Raw genomic sequence first — 13,821 nt, forward strand, 5'->3', positions numbered from 1 at the left:
GTCAGCGGACGAGCCGGCCGATCGCGTGGGGCCGCGCGCCGGATTGCGGGAAGTACGCGGAGCCCGACGTGAGGCTCCAGCTGTACCCGGTGAGGTCCCCGGCGTTCGCCCGGCCCGGGGAGACGGCGTAAAGACGCATGGTGCCCCTGCCCGCCCCGCCGTCCGTGCTCCCGCCGCGGCATGGCCTGGTCGGATCGGCCGGCACCCATCGCGTGTCCCCCGTGCTCGGGTCCGTTGTGCACCCGTGGGCGGTGCTCGTCGAGTCGATGACCCGGAGCGAATACTGGGTCGTGCCGGGGACGACGGGCTCGACGGCCGCGATGGCGGTCGGGGGCGCGTCGACGATCGCCGTGTGTCCCGAGCCGCCGTCCGTGGTGTTGATGACCAGCAGATCGCCAGGCAGGATGTCGCTGATCTTCGAGATCCGCTTGAAGTGGTTCCCGGCCACGACCTGACCGTACAGGTTCGTGGAGGTCGGGCTCGTGGAGCCCCACCAGCCGCGGAGGATCGAGGTCGTCAGCGTGGGATCCTCATGCAAGAGGGACAGGGTGAACAGCGACGCGCCCTGCGTGGTCCCGGTGAAGCTCGCCCAATCGATGCTGCTCGGCGTCCCGAACCTGTTGGTGTCGGCGCTGTCGAGCACGAACGGCAGGTCGGCGGCATGCTCGACGAAAGCGCGGGCTCCCACGAGGTGAGCAGGCGGACCCTCTTGCAGCTTGATGACATGAGCAGCGCCGGCGCTGTTGCCGCGAACGCCGTCGGCCCACGTGCCGGCAATCAGCGTGTCTCCCGAGAGCGCCACACGAACCTCCCACCTGCTCCATGTGGAACTATCGACCGTGGCCTGCGGCGTCCATACGCCGCCGATCCTGGCGAAGACCCTCGGTCCCTGTTCGCCGTCGTCACTTCCGAGGATCAACCTGTCCCCGGACATGGCGACGCTGGTGTTGCGAAACCAGCCCCCCCAGCCAGGAGCATCGACATCGCTGGAGTACAGCATGGCTTGCTGGGCCCACGCGCCCTCGCTGCGCGCGAAGACCACGGCGGCCAGCCTGTCAGGGCCATACTCATTGTAGACGATGGTGCCCACCGCCAGCGTCTCCGAGCTCAACGAGAGCGAGCCGCCGAACCTGTAGTGCGGTGTCGCTCCGGCCGGCGGGTAGAGGACGGCCTGTTCGGACCAGGCGTTGCCGGCGCGGGTAAACACGTAGACTCGACACGATGGTTTCGCTGGACCGTCGTCGCAGTCGCTGCCCATGACCGCTGTGTCGCCGTGCAGGGCGACGGCGTAGCCTTGGTTCCGGGTGTCGTGGCTGGGCGCGAGCTTGGCCTGCTGCGCCCACGCGGCGCCGCTCCGGACGAAGATCGACGCACCGCCTGGACCATAACGGTCGGGGGCCCCGACCATGATCGTATTGCCCGATATGGCGACGGCATATCCGAACCGAACGTCGCCGCCCCCGTCGCCCTGTGAGGCGAGCTTTTGCTGCTCGTGCCAGGCGCCGCCGCTGCGCGCGAACACGTACACGGCGCGGCGATCCATTGAACGAGTGCTGTTTCCGACGACGATCGTATCTCCGTCGATGGCCACAGAAACGCCGAAGAAATCTCCCAGCTGGCCGTCGCTGGGCGTGAGCACGGCCGCCTGGGACCACGACGCGCCGTCGCGCACGAACACGTAAGCTGCTTCCGCGCCCATGGCGCCGACCACCGCTGTGTTCCCCGAGATGGCCACGGACGACCCGAAATAGTCGTCGCTCGAGGCATCGCTGGCGTAGAGCGCTTGTTGCTCCGTGGCGATGAGCGGGTCGACCTCCAGCGGATAGGTCGCGCCGGTGTCGTCCACCACGATCGAGAGCTTCGCGTCGCTCAGCTTGATCTCTGCCGGAAGCACGCTCCCGCGCGCGTCCTGGACGACGAGATCGGCGTACCGCAGCACGGCCGCGCCGGACTCGTCCACCAGCGCCACCGACTGGCCGTCCTCGGATAGTTCCGGCGAGAGATCGCCCCCGAGCGCGATCTCGAGCTCCACCTTGCCTTCGCCCTCGCGGCGGCATGGAGGCGCCGAGTCCAGGGAGAAGCCCTGCTCCAGCCCGAGGGGGCCGTTCAGGTACCACTCCGTGACGCTCAGGCCCGCGGACGGGGCTCGATGCCGTAGCTCGACGCGGTTGTTCGTCCCGCGTGGTTCGGCCGCGGCGTCCAGGGGGACGAGCGCCCCCTCGCAGCCATAACGCGCGAGCTTCATCGTGAGTCGACCCGCCCTCTCCGAGCTCTCCCGGGTCACGGCGACGCCGGCCGAGGTGAACTCGGAGATGAAGCCGTGCGCCGGATTGAGAGCGCTCACCCCAGCGCGCACGGCCGACGCGTCGAGGTTTACATTGTAGTCAGAAGGCGCCTGTCTCTGAACGCTCGCGATGAACGCCGCGCGGTGCTCTGCGGACGCGGCGTCGGGTCCCTGCTGCTCGTGAGGCCCTGCTTCCTCGGCGCTGTCCGTGCTCGCTGGATCGACCTCCGCGCTGCACGACGTGACGGCGGTGATGCAAAACAAGAGTGCATGAATGGATGTTCGATGACGCGGCATGTGGCTCTCCCTGTCGGTGATAGACCCTGACGGACCGGCGGCGTGTGCGGCGCCGGAGCCAATGACCCGAATTTGGATTGGAAGGCGGTCCACAGCGGCTCGCTGCCGTCGAGCGCCTTGCGGAGCGCGCCAGCGCACGAGCACACGCGGATGGTTAGGTCACGCGAAGGACGGTCTCGTCCTTATTCGCCGTTGTCATCGTCCTCTTCGGTTTCGCGCGTGTCAAGGAGGGCGAGCCTCGATGACGTTGAGTCGGGGCGCTGTATCGATAGGTTGTGGTGTGAAGGTGGGTCCTTCAATGCGTGGATGTCAGACAGCTATCGCGACGGCATTGGGCGACGCGCCGCGCGCGACGCCGGCTCACCCGGTCGCGATCCGCCCGAGCGCCTCGTCGGCCGACAGCAGCACCTGCTCCCACTCGTCCAGCGCGTTGGGCCAGTGCGGCGAGAAGCGCAGCACGCCGTCCGGGATCGCGCAGGCGATCCCGAGGCGGGTGAGCTCGCGGTACAGCTCGACCACCGAGGCGCCGCCCGGCGGCCTCACCCCGAGCGAGCAGCCCCGCAGCGCCGGATCTGCCGGCCGGAGGCTCTCCCAACCGCGCTCCCGGAGCGCCTCCTCGAGCGGGTCGAGGAACCGGTTCGCGTGCTCGTGGATCCGCTCGACCCCGATCTGCAGGATGAGGTCCACCGCCGCCTCCAGCCCCGCGAAGCCCGCGGCGTTGAGGTTGCCGCCCTCGACGAAGTCGGCGCGCTGCCGGATCGGCCGGTCGTACCGGAGCTTGCCCGGGCCCTGGAGCAGGAAGCTCACGGCGTCCTCGTGGCTCAGCCAGCCCGCCACCGCGGGCCGCAGCGACGGCAGGCGCTCGCGGCGGATGTACAGGAAGCCCGTGCCCTCCAGCCCCATCAGCCACTTGTGGCCGCCGCACGCGAGGTAATCGACCCCGGCCACCTCGACGTCCACCGGCGTCGCGCCGATCGCCTGCACGGCGTCCACGCAGAGCTCGGCGCCGTGCGCGCGGCAGAGCGCGCCGATCTCCGCGAGCGGCATCCTGAGCCCCGTCTGGAACTGCACGGCGCTCACCGCGACGAGCCGCGCCCCGCGCTCGAGCTCGCCCTCCAGCCGGGCGAGGCCCGAGCCGCTGCCGTCCGCGAAGCCGCCGAGCGGCAGGAAGACGACCTCCAGGCCGAAGATCGCGGCCGCGCGCTGCCACGGGGTCACGTTGGCCGGGAACTCCCCCTCGAAGAGGATCACCCGGTCGCGCGGCCGCCAGGGGAAGCACAGCGCGATGTCCGTGAGCCCGCGCGTCGTGCTCTGGACCAGCGCGATGTCGTCACCTGCCGTCGCGGCGCCGATGAGCCGGCCGAGCTTCTCCCGCAGGCGGAGCCGCTGCGCGTGCCACGCCGGGTACGCGGCCGCCCCCTGCGCGGCGTAGTCGTCGAGCAGCGCCGTCATCGCGAGGCGCACCGGCCGCGACGGCGGCGAGATCCCCGCGTGGTTCACGTAGACGAGCGGCGCGAGGTGAGGGAACAGCCCGCGATCGCCGAGCTTCGCGGTGAACGCCCGATCCCTATCGATTTCGGCGGTGTGTCGCATCGGCAGGCTTCCCCCGGCGCTCCCCGCGGACCTTGGCGAGGTAGCGCGGCGGCGCCCCCTTCCCGGCCGCCGGCGGCACGAGGCAGTGCGGCTTCGTGCCGATGAGATCCCCGCGGCCCGCCTTGATCAGGGCCTCCCGCGCCTCGTCGTGGTGCGCCGGGTCCCAGTAGAGGAGCAGCGCCTTCTGGAGCTTCTTCTCGCGCAGGTCCTTCGCCGTGTACACAGGCTCCCGCGTGAGCGGGTCGATCCCCGTGTGGTACATGCAGGCCGCCATCGACATCGGCGTCGGGATGAAGTCCTGCACCTGGCGCGGCCTCATCCCGCTCTTCTTCAGGTAGATCGCGAGGTCGACCATGTCCCGCAGCGTCGAGCCGGGGTGCCCCGAGATGAAGTAGGGCACGAGGAACTGGTTCTTGCCGGCCTCCTCGCTCGCGCACCGGAACTGCTCGGCGAAGCGCTCGTAGCTCTCGATGCCCGGCTTCTTCATCTTGTCGAGCACGTCCTTCTTGTTGTGCTCCGGGGCGACCGAGAGCTGGCCGCCCGTGTGGTGCGCGGCGAGCTCCTCGATGAACTCGGGCGACCGCTCCGCGAGGTCGTAGCGCACGCCCGAGGCGATGAAGACCTTCTTGATCCCCTGCTCCTCGCGCACCGCCTTCATCAGCTTGAGCAGCGGGCCGTGGTCGGTGTTCAGGTTCTCGCAGACCTCGGGGAAGACGCACGAGAGCCGCCGGCAGGCGTTCTCGATCGCCTCGTCCTTGCACCGCATCTGGTACATGTTCGCCGTCGGCCCGCCGAGGTCGCTGAGCACGCCGCGGAAGCCGTCCATGCGCCGCAGCGCCCGCACCTCGCGCAGGATGCTGTCGGCCGAGCGCGACTGGATCACCCGGCCCTCGTGCTCGGTGATCGAGCAGAACGTGCAGCCGCCGAAGCAGCCGCGCATCGTGACGACCGAGTGCTTCACCGTCTCGTACGCGGGGATGGGCGCGTCGTACGACCAGTGCGGCACCCGCGTGAACGGCAGGTCGTAGAGCGCGTCCATCTGGCCCGTCTCCAGCGGGAACGCGGGCGGGTTGAAGTACACCGCCTCGGCGCCGTGCGCCTGGAGCAGCGGGCGGGCGTTGCCGGGGTTCGTCTCGAACTGGAAGGCGCGCGACATCTCCGCGAAGGCGCCCTTGTCCGCGGCGACCTCCTCGTAGCTCAGGAGGATCACCGCCTTGCCGTCGGCGACGTAGCGGGAGCCCTCGATCTGCTCCCACTCGCCCTTGCGCAGGGGGACGGCGGTGCCCCTGACGTCGCGGATCGACCGGACGGGCTCGCCGCGCCGGAGGCGATCGGCGACCTCCCAGACGGCCTTCTCGCCCATGCCGAAGATGAGCATGTCGGCCTTGGCGTCGAGCAGGACCGAGCGGCGGACCTGGTCGGACCAGTAGTCGTAGTGGGCGATGCGCCGGAGCGACGCCTCGATGCCGCCGAGGACGATGGGGACGCCGGGGAACGCCTGGCGGCAGAGGTTCGCGTAGACGATCGAGGCCCGGTTGGGGCGGAGGCCCACCTGCCCGCCCGGCGAGTACTGGTCCTCGCTGCGCACTTTCTTCTGCGCGGTGAGCTTGTTCAGCATCGAGTCGAGGTTGCCGGCGGTGACCCCGACCATGAGCCGGGGCACCCCCATCCGCAGGAGGTCGCTCGTGTCCTGGTAGCCGGGCTGCGAGACGATGCCGACCCGGAAGCCGCGCCCCTCGAGGAAGCGGCCGATGATCGCGGCGCCGAACGCCGGGTGGTCGACGTAGGCGTCGCCGTTGACGAGCAGGATGTCGAGCGCGTCCCAGCCCCGGGCGCGCATCTCCTCCCGGGTCGTCGGCAGGAAGGCGGTCAGGTCCCGGGGGGCGGCGCCGGCGCTTCGGCGGAGCTGGGTGAGGGGCACGGCGCCGTCACCCTACGGGCCGGAAGAGCGGGCGGCAAGGGGGCGGCCCCGGCGGGGGCGAGGGGACGGCGTGACGGCGTGACGGCGCCGGGGAGCCCCGCGGGGCCGCGGCCGAGGCCGGCGCGCGGGGGGCCGGCGGGAGGGCGCAGCCCGCGTTTTCCCGGGAGAAACGCACAAATTGCACGATACCCGGCCAGCAGGTCACGGCTTCTGCTCACCGGCGCATCGGATCTCCGGACGCGACATGAGGGCTGCGCGCACCGCCGCGGGGAGCCGCGCGTTCCACACGGCGTCAGCCGCTGGCGAGGTCGTCAAAAAACGCTTCAAAACAAGGGGTTTTGGCGCGCGGGGGAGGGTTCCAAAACGACCCGGAAAGAGGGTTCGTAAAAATAATATGTGGAATCACGATCAGATGATGCCCTCCGCGCCAAACATCTCAGCTTCGCTGTGGTGCACGAGGTGGGCGTTCCCTTCCTTCGCGGGCTGCTCCGGGGCTTCGGCGTGGGGGCGAACGATCGCGAGGACGTGGTTTACGACGTCCTCCTCGCCGCTTACCGCAATCTGGAGACCTTCGACGCGAGCCGCCTGCTGCGCGCGTTGCAGGGGCGGCGCGACGAGGACGACTTCTTCGAGGACGACTTCGAGGACGAGGACCACGAGCCGGTGCCGCTCAGCGAGGTGCTCCCGTGGATCGGGGAGGGGCAGCCGCAGCCGCGGCGGGTGTGGGACTCGCTCTACCGGTGGCTCTACGGGATCGCGTGGCGGCAGGTCAGCCACTACCGCGACCGGGCGTATCGGCGCCGCGAGATCCCGGACGGCCTGCGGCTCATCGCCCTCTCTGCCGGCGTCGACCGCCGGTCCCCTCTGGAGCAGCGGCTGGAGGCGATGGAGCGGGCCGAGGTGATCGACGCGCTGCTCGCCAGCCTCGACCCGCAGCGGCGGGTCATGCTGGTGATGCACGACATGCTGGAGATCCCGGTCGTGGACATCGCCCGGGAGCTCCAGATCAACGAGAATACAGGGCAGAACCGGCTACGGCTGGCCCGGGAGGACTTCCGGGCGGCGGTGAAGCGGCTCGACCCGGAGCAGCGGAACGCGCTGCGCCTCGGCGACAGGCCGTTCGCCGCCGAGGCGACGACGCGCCGCCGGCCGGCCCCCCGGCGGCGCAGGCGGGGGACCTGAGCCGGCGCAGCGCGCCCTGGCCGCTCGTCAATAGGGGCACGCCAGCACCTCCGGCGCGCTCAGGCCATCGGTGCGCACGTCCGAGATGACGTTCTCTTCCGGATGGGAGAGCACCTGGGCGCCGGCCGGACCCGACAGCCAGCATTGCTGCTGGATGGATCGCGACTGCATCCCGCGCCAGGGCTCGCAGCGGGCCACCGCACCGCCGTGGATCGTGACGTCGCTGGCCTCTATCCTGATACCGGGATAGGAGCCCGACGTGAAGCGCAGGGCATTGTCGAAGACGAGCAGGTTCTCCAGGGTCACATCCTCTACCCGGGTCGAGGTCGCGGGCAGCGTCGTCCGCGAGCTCACGAGCACGCCGTAGAGCGCGTTGCCCCAGGACCAGACGTCCAAGAACTCCACGCCGGCGCCAGCCTGCACGTGGACGCCATGGCCCCCGTTGTAAGCGAACTTGACCCTCTTGATCAGGATCCCCTTCGGACGCTCGTTCTCGAGGGGGCTCGCGAGCACGACGCCGGAGCCGCCGTTGTGATGAAAGTAGCTGTCCTTGACCACGACGTTGTACGGCACCGGGCTCGGAATCCCGGGCCCAGGGGAGATCTGGGTGGAGATCCAGATGCCATGCCCGCCGCTGACCGTGGTGGAGCCGTCGCCGGGATGGATCATGTTGTGGTGCACGTGGCAATTTCGCACGGTCACGTTGGCGGTGACGATCTTGATCCCGCTGGCGCTGACCGGGCCGTCGATGTTCCTGATCTCGCAGTTCTCCACGAGGATGGGCGGCGTGTCGTGGTACCCGGCGATGGAGGACAGGTAGATGCCGCTCTTCGAGAAGCCATCCACGAGCACGTTGCGGATGACGCCCCCGGAGCCCCAGGTGAAGCCGATGCCCTCCAGGTTGCTCGGCTTGCAGGAAGGTAGCTGGGGAACGAGGGGCGAGTACCGCAGGATGACGTTCTCCACCTTGCAGTCCGAGCAGGTGTTCAGCTGGATGCCGCTGTTCGCCTTCGTGCGTGGCCCCTCCGTGATCGCGATCTGCAGATTGCGGATCCAGAGCCCCTGGACCGCGCTGATGATGGTCCCGTCCGGCTTGACGACCCTGGTGACCTGGATGGCCCCGGGGTACTGCTCCGGATTGCAGGGGATCGCCACGAGGGTCGCGGTGCTGGGATCGCCCGGGGGGGCCTCGGGAGACAGCTCCGGTCCCTCCAGGGTGAGCGCGTCATGGTGAGGCCGCAGCGGGGTGCGCAGCACGTAACGCCCGGCAGCGAAAGCCACGGTGCGCCTGCTGGCGCTCAGCGACGCCGCGCACTCGATGGCCGTCGCGATGCCCGGGCTGTCGTCGACGTTCGTGCTGCGGTCGACGGACGCGTCGGCGGAGAAGGGCCATTCCGCCGGCCTCGCCAGGTAGGGCAGGACGTCGACCACGCCGTCCGGGTCGACGGAGCCTGGCAGGCAGCAGCCTGCCCCGTCGCAAGCATTCAGGTCCTCGTGCAGCGTCCTCGTCCCCGGGCAAACGCGGTTGGCCGGGCAGAAAGGCCCCGTGCAGAGCGGCGATTGCGTCGCGTAACCGGGGCAAGCGATGCCGGTCGTCTGGTCTGCCAGGAAGGGCGGCTCGGTGTAGGGCTGATCGAGGCTGCAGAACCCCTGGGAGGACACGGCGCGCTCCTCCGGAGGGGGGTGATATCCCCAGCCCGCCTCGGAGCGGGCGGTGCTCTCCGCGGGCGGCGCCGCTCCGGCTGGAGCGGAGGCGAGCGCGAGCAGGACTCCGATCCAGATCTGCACAAACCGCTGATCCAATACCACACATACCTCCTCTCGGACGAGGGTCGATCCGTCGATGTCAGTCACCACCAGGAGCAAGGAGCGAGCGCAGAAGTCGAGCGGAGCACCGCTGTGCCAGGGAGAGGCTCACCTCTCCGGGGTCGCCGCGACGCGAGCACACAGACGTTCCTCCGCGTCCGGCCTGAGCGATTTTGATGAGCGGGCGCGCCGCGCGCGGCGCAGCGGCCCGCCCTGGCGGGCGCGGAGAGGGCACGTCAACGCCAGGGACGCTGGGGGCCGGGGCGCGCCGGCTCGCGGTCGACGGCTAGCGCGACAAACGGGTTGAAATCGCCAGCAAAGAGCAGGATTTCAAACCGCCAAGGCGCCAGGGACGCCAGGAGAGTGTTCTGTTCTTGGCGTCCTTGGCGCCTTGGCGGCTCACTTCTCGCTCGATCGACGTGATCCGTGTTCTAGCGAGGCTGTCCGTGACAGTTACTTTCGAGAGCGAGTCGCCCGTCGCGCCGAACGCCGAATGCACCGTCGCACATGCCCGCGGGGATGTGGCCGCGCTCACGATATGCCACGTGACTTGTCATGCTGAACGCCTCTGCGCAAGCGCCGTGTCCGAGCGCTTCGCGGCGTCCCGCCGAGGGCGATCGGGGGAGAAGAGCCCGCGACGGCCGGGCGAGTTTCGTGAAGGACGGGCGCGCGCCCCTGCTCGTGGTCACTCGTAGTGGACCGACTCCGCCGCGTTGTTCCGCCCCGCGCTCCGCGCGGGATAGAGCGACGCGAAGAGCGCCACCGCCGTCGCGCCGAGCGCCGTGAACAGGCCGTACTCCGGCGGGATGCTGAGCTCGACCTCGAAGGTCGACACCGTGCGCAGCGCGCCGAGCGCCGCGGAGCCGAGAGGGATCCCGAGCAGCACGGCCAGCGCGCCGCCGAGCGCGCCCACCAGCGCGCCCTCCATCAGGACCATCCGGCGGACCTGCCCCGCCGTCATGCCGAGCACGCGGTGCAGCGCGAGCTCCCGGCGCCGCGCGTGCAGCGCCAGGACCATCTGGTTCGCCACGCCGATCGCCGCGAGCACGGTCGTGAAGCCGAGGATCATGTCGAAGATCACGAAGTCGCGGCCCGTCGCCTTCCGGCGGACGGCCTCGATCTCGGCCCCTGTCTGCATCCGGACGTCGCGCGCGCGCGGCACGTCGGCGAGGAGCTCGGCCCAGGGCGGCGTCGCAGGCCCGCCCCGCGCCGCCGCGGCGCCCGTCACCGGATCGGCGATCGCCGCCGTGTGGCCGATCGCGGTCGCGTACGGGGAGATGACCGGGAAGTCGGACGCGTCGATGACCGCGTACGTGCGCAGGTTGCGGTACGCGCCGGCCGCGTGGACGTAGCCGAGCTCGTCCGTGATGCCGACGACCTCGAGGCGGCGCGCGCCGGCGCGGCCGCCCACCTCGAGCAGGTCGCCGGGGCCGACGCCGAAGCGGCGGGCCATCATCGTGGAGACGAGCGCCTTGCCCGGGCCGAAGCGGCGGGCGAGCGCGATCGACTCGGCGCGGCCCGTGGCCTCGGCGAGCGCGAGGAGCTCGTCGGCGGGGACGGCGTAGGCGACGTTGGGCCACGGGGTGCGGCTCGAGAAGCGCGCCGCGACGAGGCGCTTCGGCAGGCGTGGGAGCAGGCGCTCGGCGTGGCCGAGCGGCTCGTCCGGGTAGAGGAACGCGTAGGGCGCGAGGGCGCGGCCGGCCCAGGCCGAGACCTCCTGCTTGAGCGCCGAGGTGGCGATGTGCAGCGCGAGCAGGAGGGCGAACACCATCATCACGCCGCCGACGCTCCAGGCGAGCTCGTGGCCGCTGTGCTCGACCCGGCGCCGCAAGAGCAGCCGCTCGGCGGCCCAGCGGCGCGGCGCGAGGCGCACGGCGAGCGCGCCGAGGCGCGCGACGAGGTCCGGGACGAAGACGATGGCGGCGAGGAACGCCGCGCACGCGAGGCCCGCCTCGAGCACGAAGAAGGCGAACAGCGGGACGGACTCCCGGAAGAACGGGCGCAGCAGGCCGTAGACGAGCACCATGAACGGCAGCGCGAGCAGCGTGACGCCGCGCATGCGCCGCCGCTGCTCGGCCCCGCCCTCGACGAAGCGCGGGCGCAGGGCGCGCGCGATGTCGAGGCGGAGCGCGTCGCGCACCGGGCGCAGCACGCCGAGCAGCGCGGTCAGGGCGCCGGTGCCGGAGACGAGCAGCATCGCGCCCCAGGGCAGGACGATGGCGTCGAGCGGGATGCGCGCGCGGCCCGTCGTCGTGATGCCCGCCTTCGCGGCGAGGTACGCGAGCGGGATCGACCCGAGCAGGCCGAGCGCCGCGCCGCCGACCCCGAGCAGCAGGGCCTCGAGGACGAAGACCGCCGCGACCTGCGGCGGCAGCGCGCCGGCGCTGCGCAGGAGGGCGATCTCGCGGCGGCGGCGCTCGACGGCGACGTTGAAGGTGAAGAAGACGATGAGGGCGCCGACGAGGAACGCGGAGAGCGAGCCGAGGCGGATCGCGGACCGCATGATCTCGTAGTCCTCGTGGGTCTCCTCCTGGGCGTCCTCGGCGTCGATGGGCTGCCCGTCCGGGCGGAAGCCGCGCAGGGTGATGGTCTGATCGGTGAAGACGGGGAGATCGGGGTTGGTGACGGCGCTCCTCGCCTCGACGGCGCGCGTCCCGACGTCGAGGATGAGGACGACGTTGACGGTGGCCGTGCCGAGGGCGACGCCGAGCACGGCGGCCATGGCGCCGAAGCGGTCGGCGCGCAGGTTGCGCAGGGCGAGGATCCGGACGAGCGGCTGGAAGAGGGCGCGGAGGAGGAGCAGCATTCAGATGCCGAGCTCTTTCAGCCGATCGTGGACGGCGGCCGAGGTGACGGCGGGGCCCGCGAGGGCCGCGTCGTGCAGGAGCAGGCCGTCGCGCATGAAGACGACGCGGTGGGCGCGGGCGGCGTCCTCGGCGTTGTGCGTGACGAGGAGCATGGCGCTGCCGGCGTCGCGGAGGGCGTCCGCGAGCAGCGCCATGATGCGGCGGCCGGTCGCGACGTTGACGTTGCCTGTCGGCTCGTCGGCGAGCACGAGCGCGGGGCGGCGGACGAGGGCGCGGGCGATGGAGATGAGCTGCATCTCGCCGCCGGACATCTGCGAGGGCAGGTGCTCGGCGCGGGCGCGCATGCCGACGCGATCGAGCATGCGCGAGGCGGCGTCGTGGTCGGGCGCGGCGCCGTCGATGAGGTAGGGGAGGACGATGTTCTCGTAGCCGGTGAGGGTCGGGACGAGGTTGAAGAACTGGTAGACGATCCCGACGCGGCGGCGGCGCAGGAGGGTCCGCCCGTGCTCGTCGAGGGCGGCCATGTCCTCGCCGAGCACGCGGATCTCGCCGCTGTCGGGCGACTCGAGGCCCGCGACGCACGAGAGCAGCGTGCTCTTGCCGACGCCGGAGGGGCCCATGATCGCGCACATCTCTCCGGCGTGGATGTCGAGGTCGACGCCGCGGAGCACCTCGATGGGCGTCGCGCCGAGCGCGTGGGACTTGTGCAGGTTGCGGACGCGGAGGACGGCCTCGTCGGAGGCGGGGGTCGAGGGGGTGCTCATGGGCGTGCGCGGTGCCGGGCTCGTCGAAATTGCCGCGTGGATGATACCGTCAGGGGGTTCGACGATGCGTGTCTCTCCGCTCACGGAGACAACATTTTATAAAGGACGGCGAGGATCAGGCGCGCCTCGCGCTCCGGGTCACCGAGGGAGAGTGCGCGGAGATCGCGGTCGCCGTGGCGGGCGAGGAGATCGCGTGGGGCAATGCGCCGGCGGGGCCGTCGGTTCAGCGCTCGTTCACCGGCGCGTAAATCAGCGGGCGGACAAGGGCTGGATCTTCACGTCGGCCGCGCAAAGCTCCACGTCCGCCGATGGCCCGTAGAGCTTGAGCTCGATGGCGGCAGGCGTCGCGGTGAAGCCGAGGCCGAAGTTGCCCGCGAGCTCGATCCAGCGCCCGTCGGCTGCAACGATGGTGGCGAGCGAGAGGTCTCGCGGCGCTTGCCCTTCCTCGGTGATCGTCAGGGCGGCATTGACGGTCTGACCCGGACCGGGCGAGGGGCGCGCAGGATACCAGAATTGGCCTTGCCCACGGCGATGGCCGGGCGCTCACAGCGTAGCAGCCTGCTACTCCGCCCAGAGCACGGACAGGTCGAGCTCGATGGCCTCGAACGGCACGACGCGAACACGCGCGGTGTCGCGGTGGACGGCCGCGGGTCCCCAGCGACGATCCGCGTCGAGCACGTAGGCCTCGAGGGTCCGCGCGATCGGGTCGACCAGCCACGCATACCGCACGCCCTCGCGCGCGTAGATAGGCATCTTCTCGTCACGGTCGACGTTCTCCGTGGATGCGCTCAGCACCTCACAGATCCAGTCGGGAGCGAGCGCGAAATAGGCCGTCTTGGGCAGCTCGGGCATGCGCTCGGCGCGCCAGCCGGCGAGGTCGGGAACGAGCACGTCGACCTCCCCCGGCGCGTCCGGATCGGGGAAGTGGAGCTCGGGTTCGACAAGGATGCGCCAGCCTCCTGGGCCACCCCGCCCCCGCTGGAAGGGACCGAAGAGCTCCCCCTGCAGCGCGCTCTCGGCGCTCGCGTGTCGCGGTGCCGGTCGGGGGAACACGTGCAGGGTGCCGCGGACGAGCTCCGCCACCTTGTTCGGCGGGACGGCGCCGAGATCGGCGTACGTGGCGCGGCGCTGCTTCTCGGCGGGCTGGCCCATGGGCGAAGCCTGCCC

At 70.9% G+C, this 13,821-nt stretch carries 8 protein-coding genes; 1 reads left to right on the forward strand and 7 read right to left on the reverse strand.

Features of this window, described 5'->3' with window-relative positions:
* Position 1: 1 nt before the first annotated feature.
* From WMF14_RS46565 to WMF14_RS46575, 3 genes are all read right to left on the reverse strand, one after another.
* Positions 2 to 2,548, reverse strand: a complete 2,547-nt coding sequence (locus WMF14_RS46565) for a hypothetical protein (protein ID WP_437797149.1) — start codon at positions 2,546 to 2,548, stop codon at positions 2 to 4.
* 393 nt (positions 2,549 to 2,941) lie between these two features.
* Positions 2,942 to 4,174: an aminotransferase class V-fold PLP-dependent enzyme gene (locus WMF14_RS46570; protein ID WP_437797151.1), complete on the reverse strand. Its 1,233-nt coding sequence runs from the start codon at positions 4,172 to 4,174 to the stop codon at positions 2,942 to 2,944.
* Positions 4,149 to 6,095 carry a YgiQ family radical SAM protein gene (locus tag WMF14_RS46575; protein WP_437797153.1) on the reverse strand — a complete coding sequence of 649 codons (1,947 nt, stop codon included), beginning with the start codon at positions 6,093 to 6,095 and terminating at the stop codon, positions 4,149 to 4,151. Before WMF14_RS46575 ends, WMF14_RS46570 begins: the two co-directional genes overlap by 26 nt.
* Before the next feature lie 459 nt (positions 6,096 to 6,554).
* Here WMF14_RS46575 and WMF14_RS46580 point away from each other — a divergent pair, with 459 nt between their 5' ends.
* Positions 6,555 to 7,277, forward strand: a complete 723-nt coding sequence (locus WMF14_RS46580) for an RNA polymerase sigma factor (RefSeq protein WP_437797155.1) — start codon at positions 6,555 to 6,557, stop codon at positions 7,275 to 7,277.
* A gap of 27 nt (positions 7,278 to 7,304) precedes the next feature.
* Here WMF14_RS46580 and WMF14_RS46585 read toward each other — a convergent pair whose 3' ends face one another.
* From WMF14_RS46585 to WMF14_RS46600, 4 genes are all read right to left on the reverse strand, one after another.
* Positions 7,305 to 9,065, reverse strand: a complete 1,761-nt coding sequence (locus WMF14_RS46585) for a right-handed parallel beta-helix repeat-containing protein (RefSeq protein WP_437797157.1) — start codon at positions 9,063 to 9,065, stop codon at positions 7,305 to 7,307.
* A gap of 703 nt (positions 9,066 to 9,768) precedes the next feature.
* Positions 9,769 to 11,889, reverse strand: a complete 2,121-nt coding sequence (locus WMF14_RS46590; protein WP_437797159.1) for an FtsX-like permease family protein — start codon at positions 11,887 to 11,889, stop codon at positions 9,769 to 9,771.
* The gene (locus WMF14_RS46595; protein ID WP_437326292.1) at positions 11,890 to 12,654 is read right to left on the reverse strand and encodes an ABC transporter ATP-binding protein; all 765 of its coding nucleotides are present in this window, start codon (positions 12,652 to 12,654) and stop codon (positions 11,890 to 11,892) included.
* 561 nt (positions 12,655 to 13,215) lie between these two features.
* The gene (locus WMF14_RS46600) at positions 13,216 to 13,806 is read right to left on the reverse strand and encodes a Uma2 family endonuclease (protein ID WP_437797162.1); all 591 of its coding nucleotides are present in this window, start codon (positions 13,804 to 13,806) and stop codon (positions 13,216 to 13,218) included.
* Positions 13,807 to 13,821: the final 15 nt, after the last annotated feature.

Source organism: Sorangium sp. So ce693 (genome assembly GCF_051521375.1).
Lineage (GTDB): Bacteria > Myxococcota_A > Polyangia > Polyangiales > Polyangiaceae > Sorangium > Sorangium atrum.

Coding starts and splice junctions, on each gene's coding strand:
- WMF14_RS46600 (WP_437797162.1), bottom strand. CDS start 13,806: ATGGGCCAGCCCGCCGAGAAGCAGCGCCGCGCCACGTACGCCGATCTC.
- WMF14_RS46570 (WP_437797151.1), bottom strand. CDS start 4,174: ATGCGACACACCGCCGAAATCGATAGGGATCGGGCGTTCACCGCGAAG.
- WMF14_RS46590 (WP_437797159.1), bottom strand. CDS start 11,889: ATGCTGCTCCTCCTCCGCGCCCTCTTCCAGCCGCTCGTCCGGATCCTC.
- WMF14_RS46595 (WP_437326292.1), bottom strand. CDS start 12,654: ATGAGCACCCCCTCGACCCCCGCCTCCGACGAGGCCGTCCTCCGCGTC.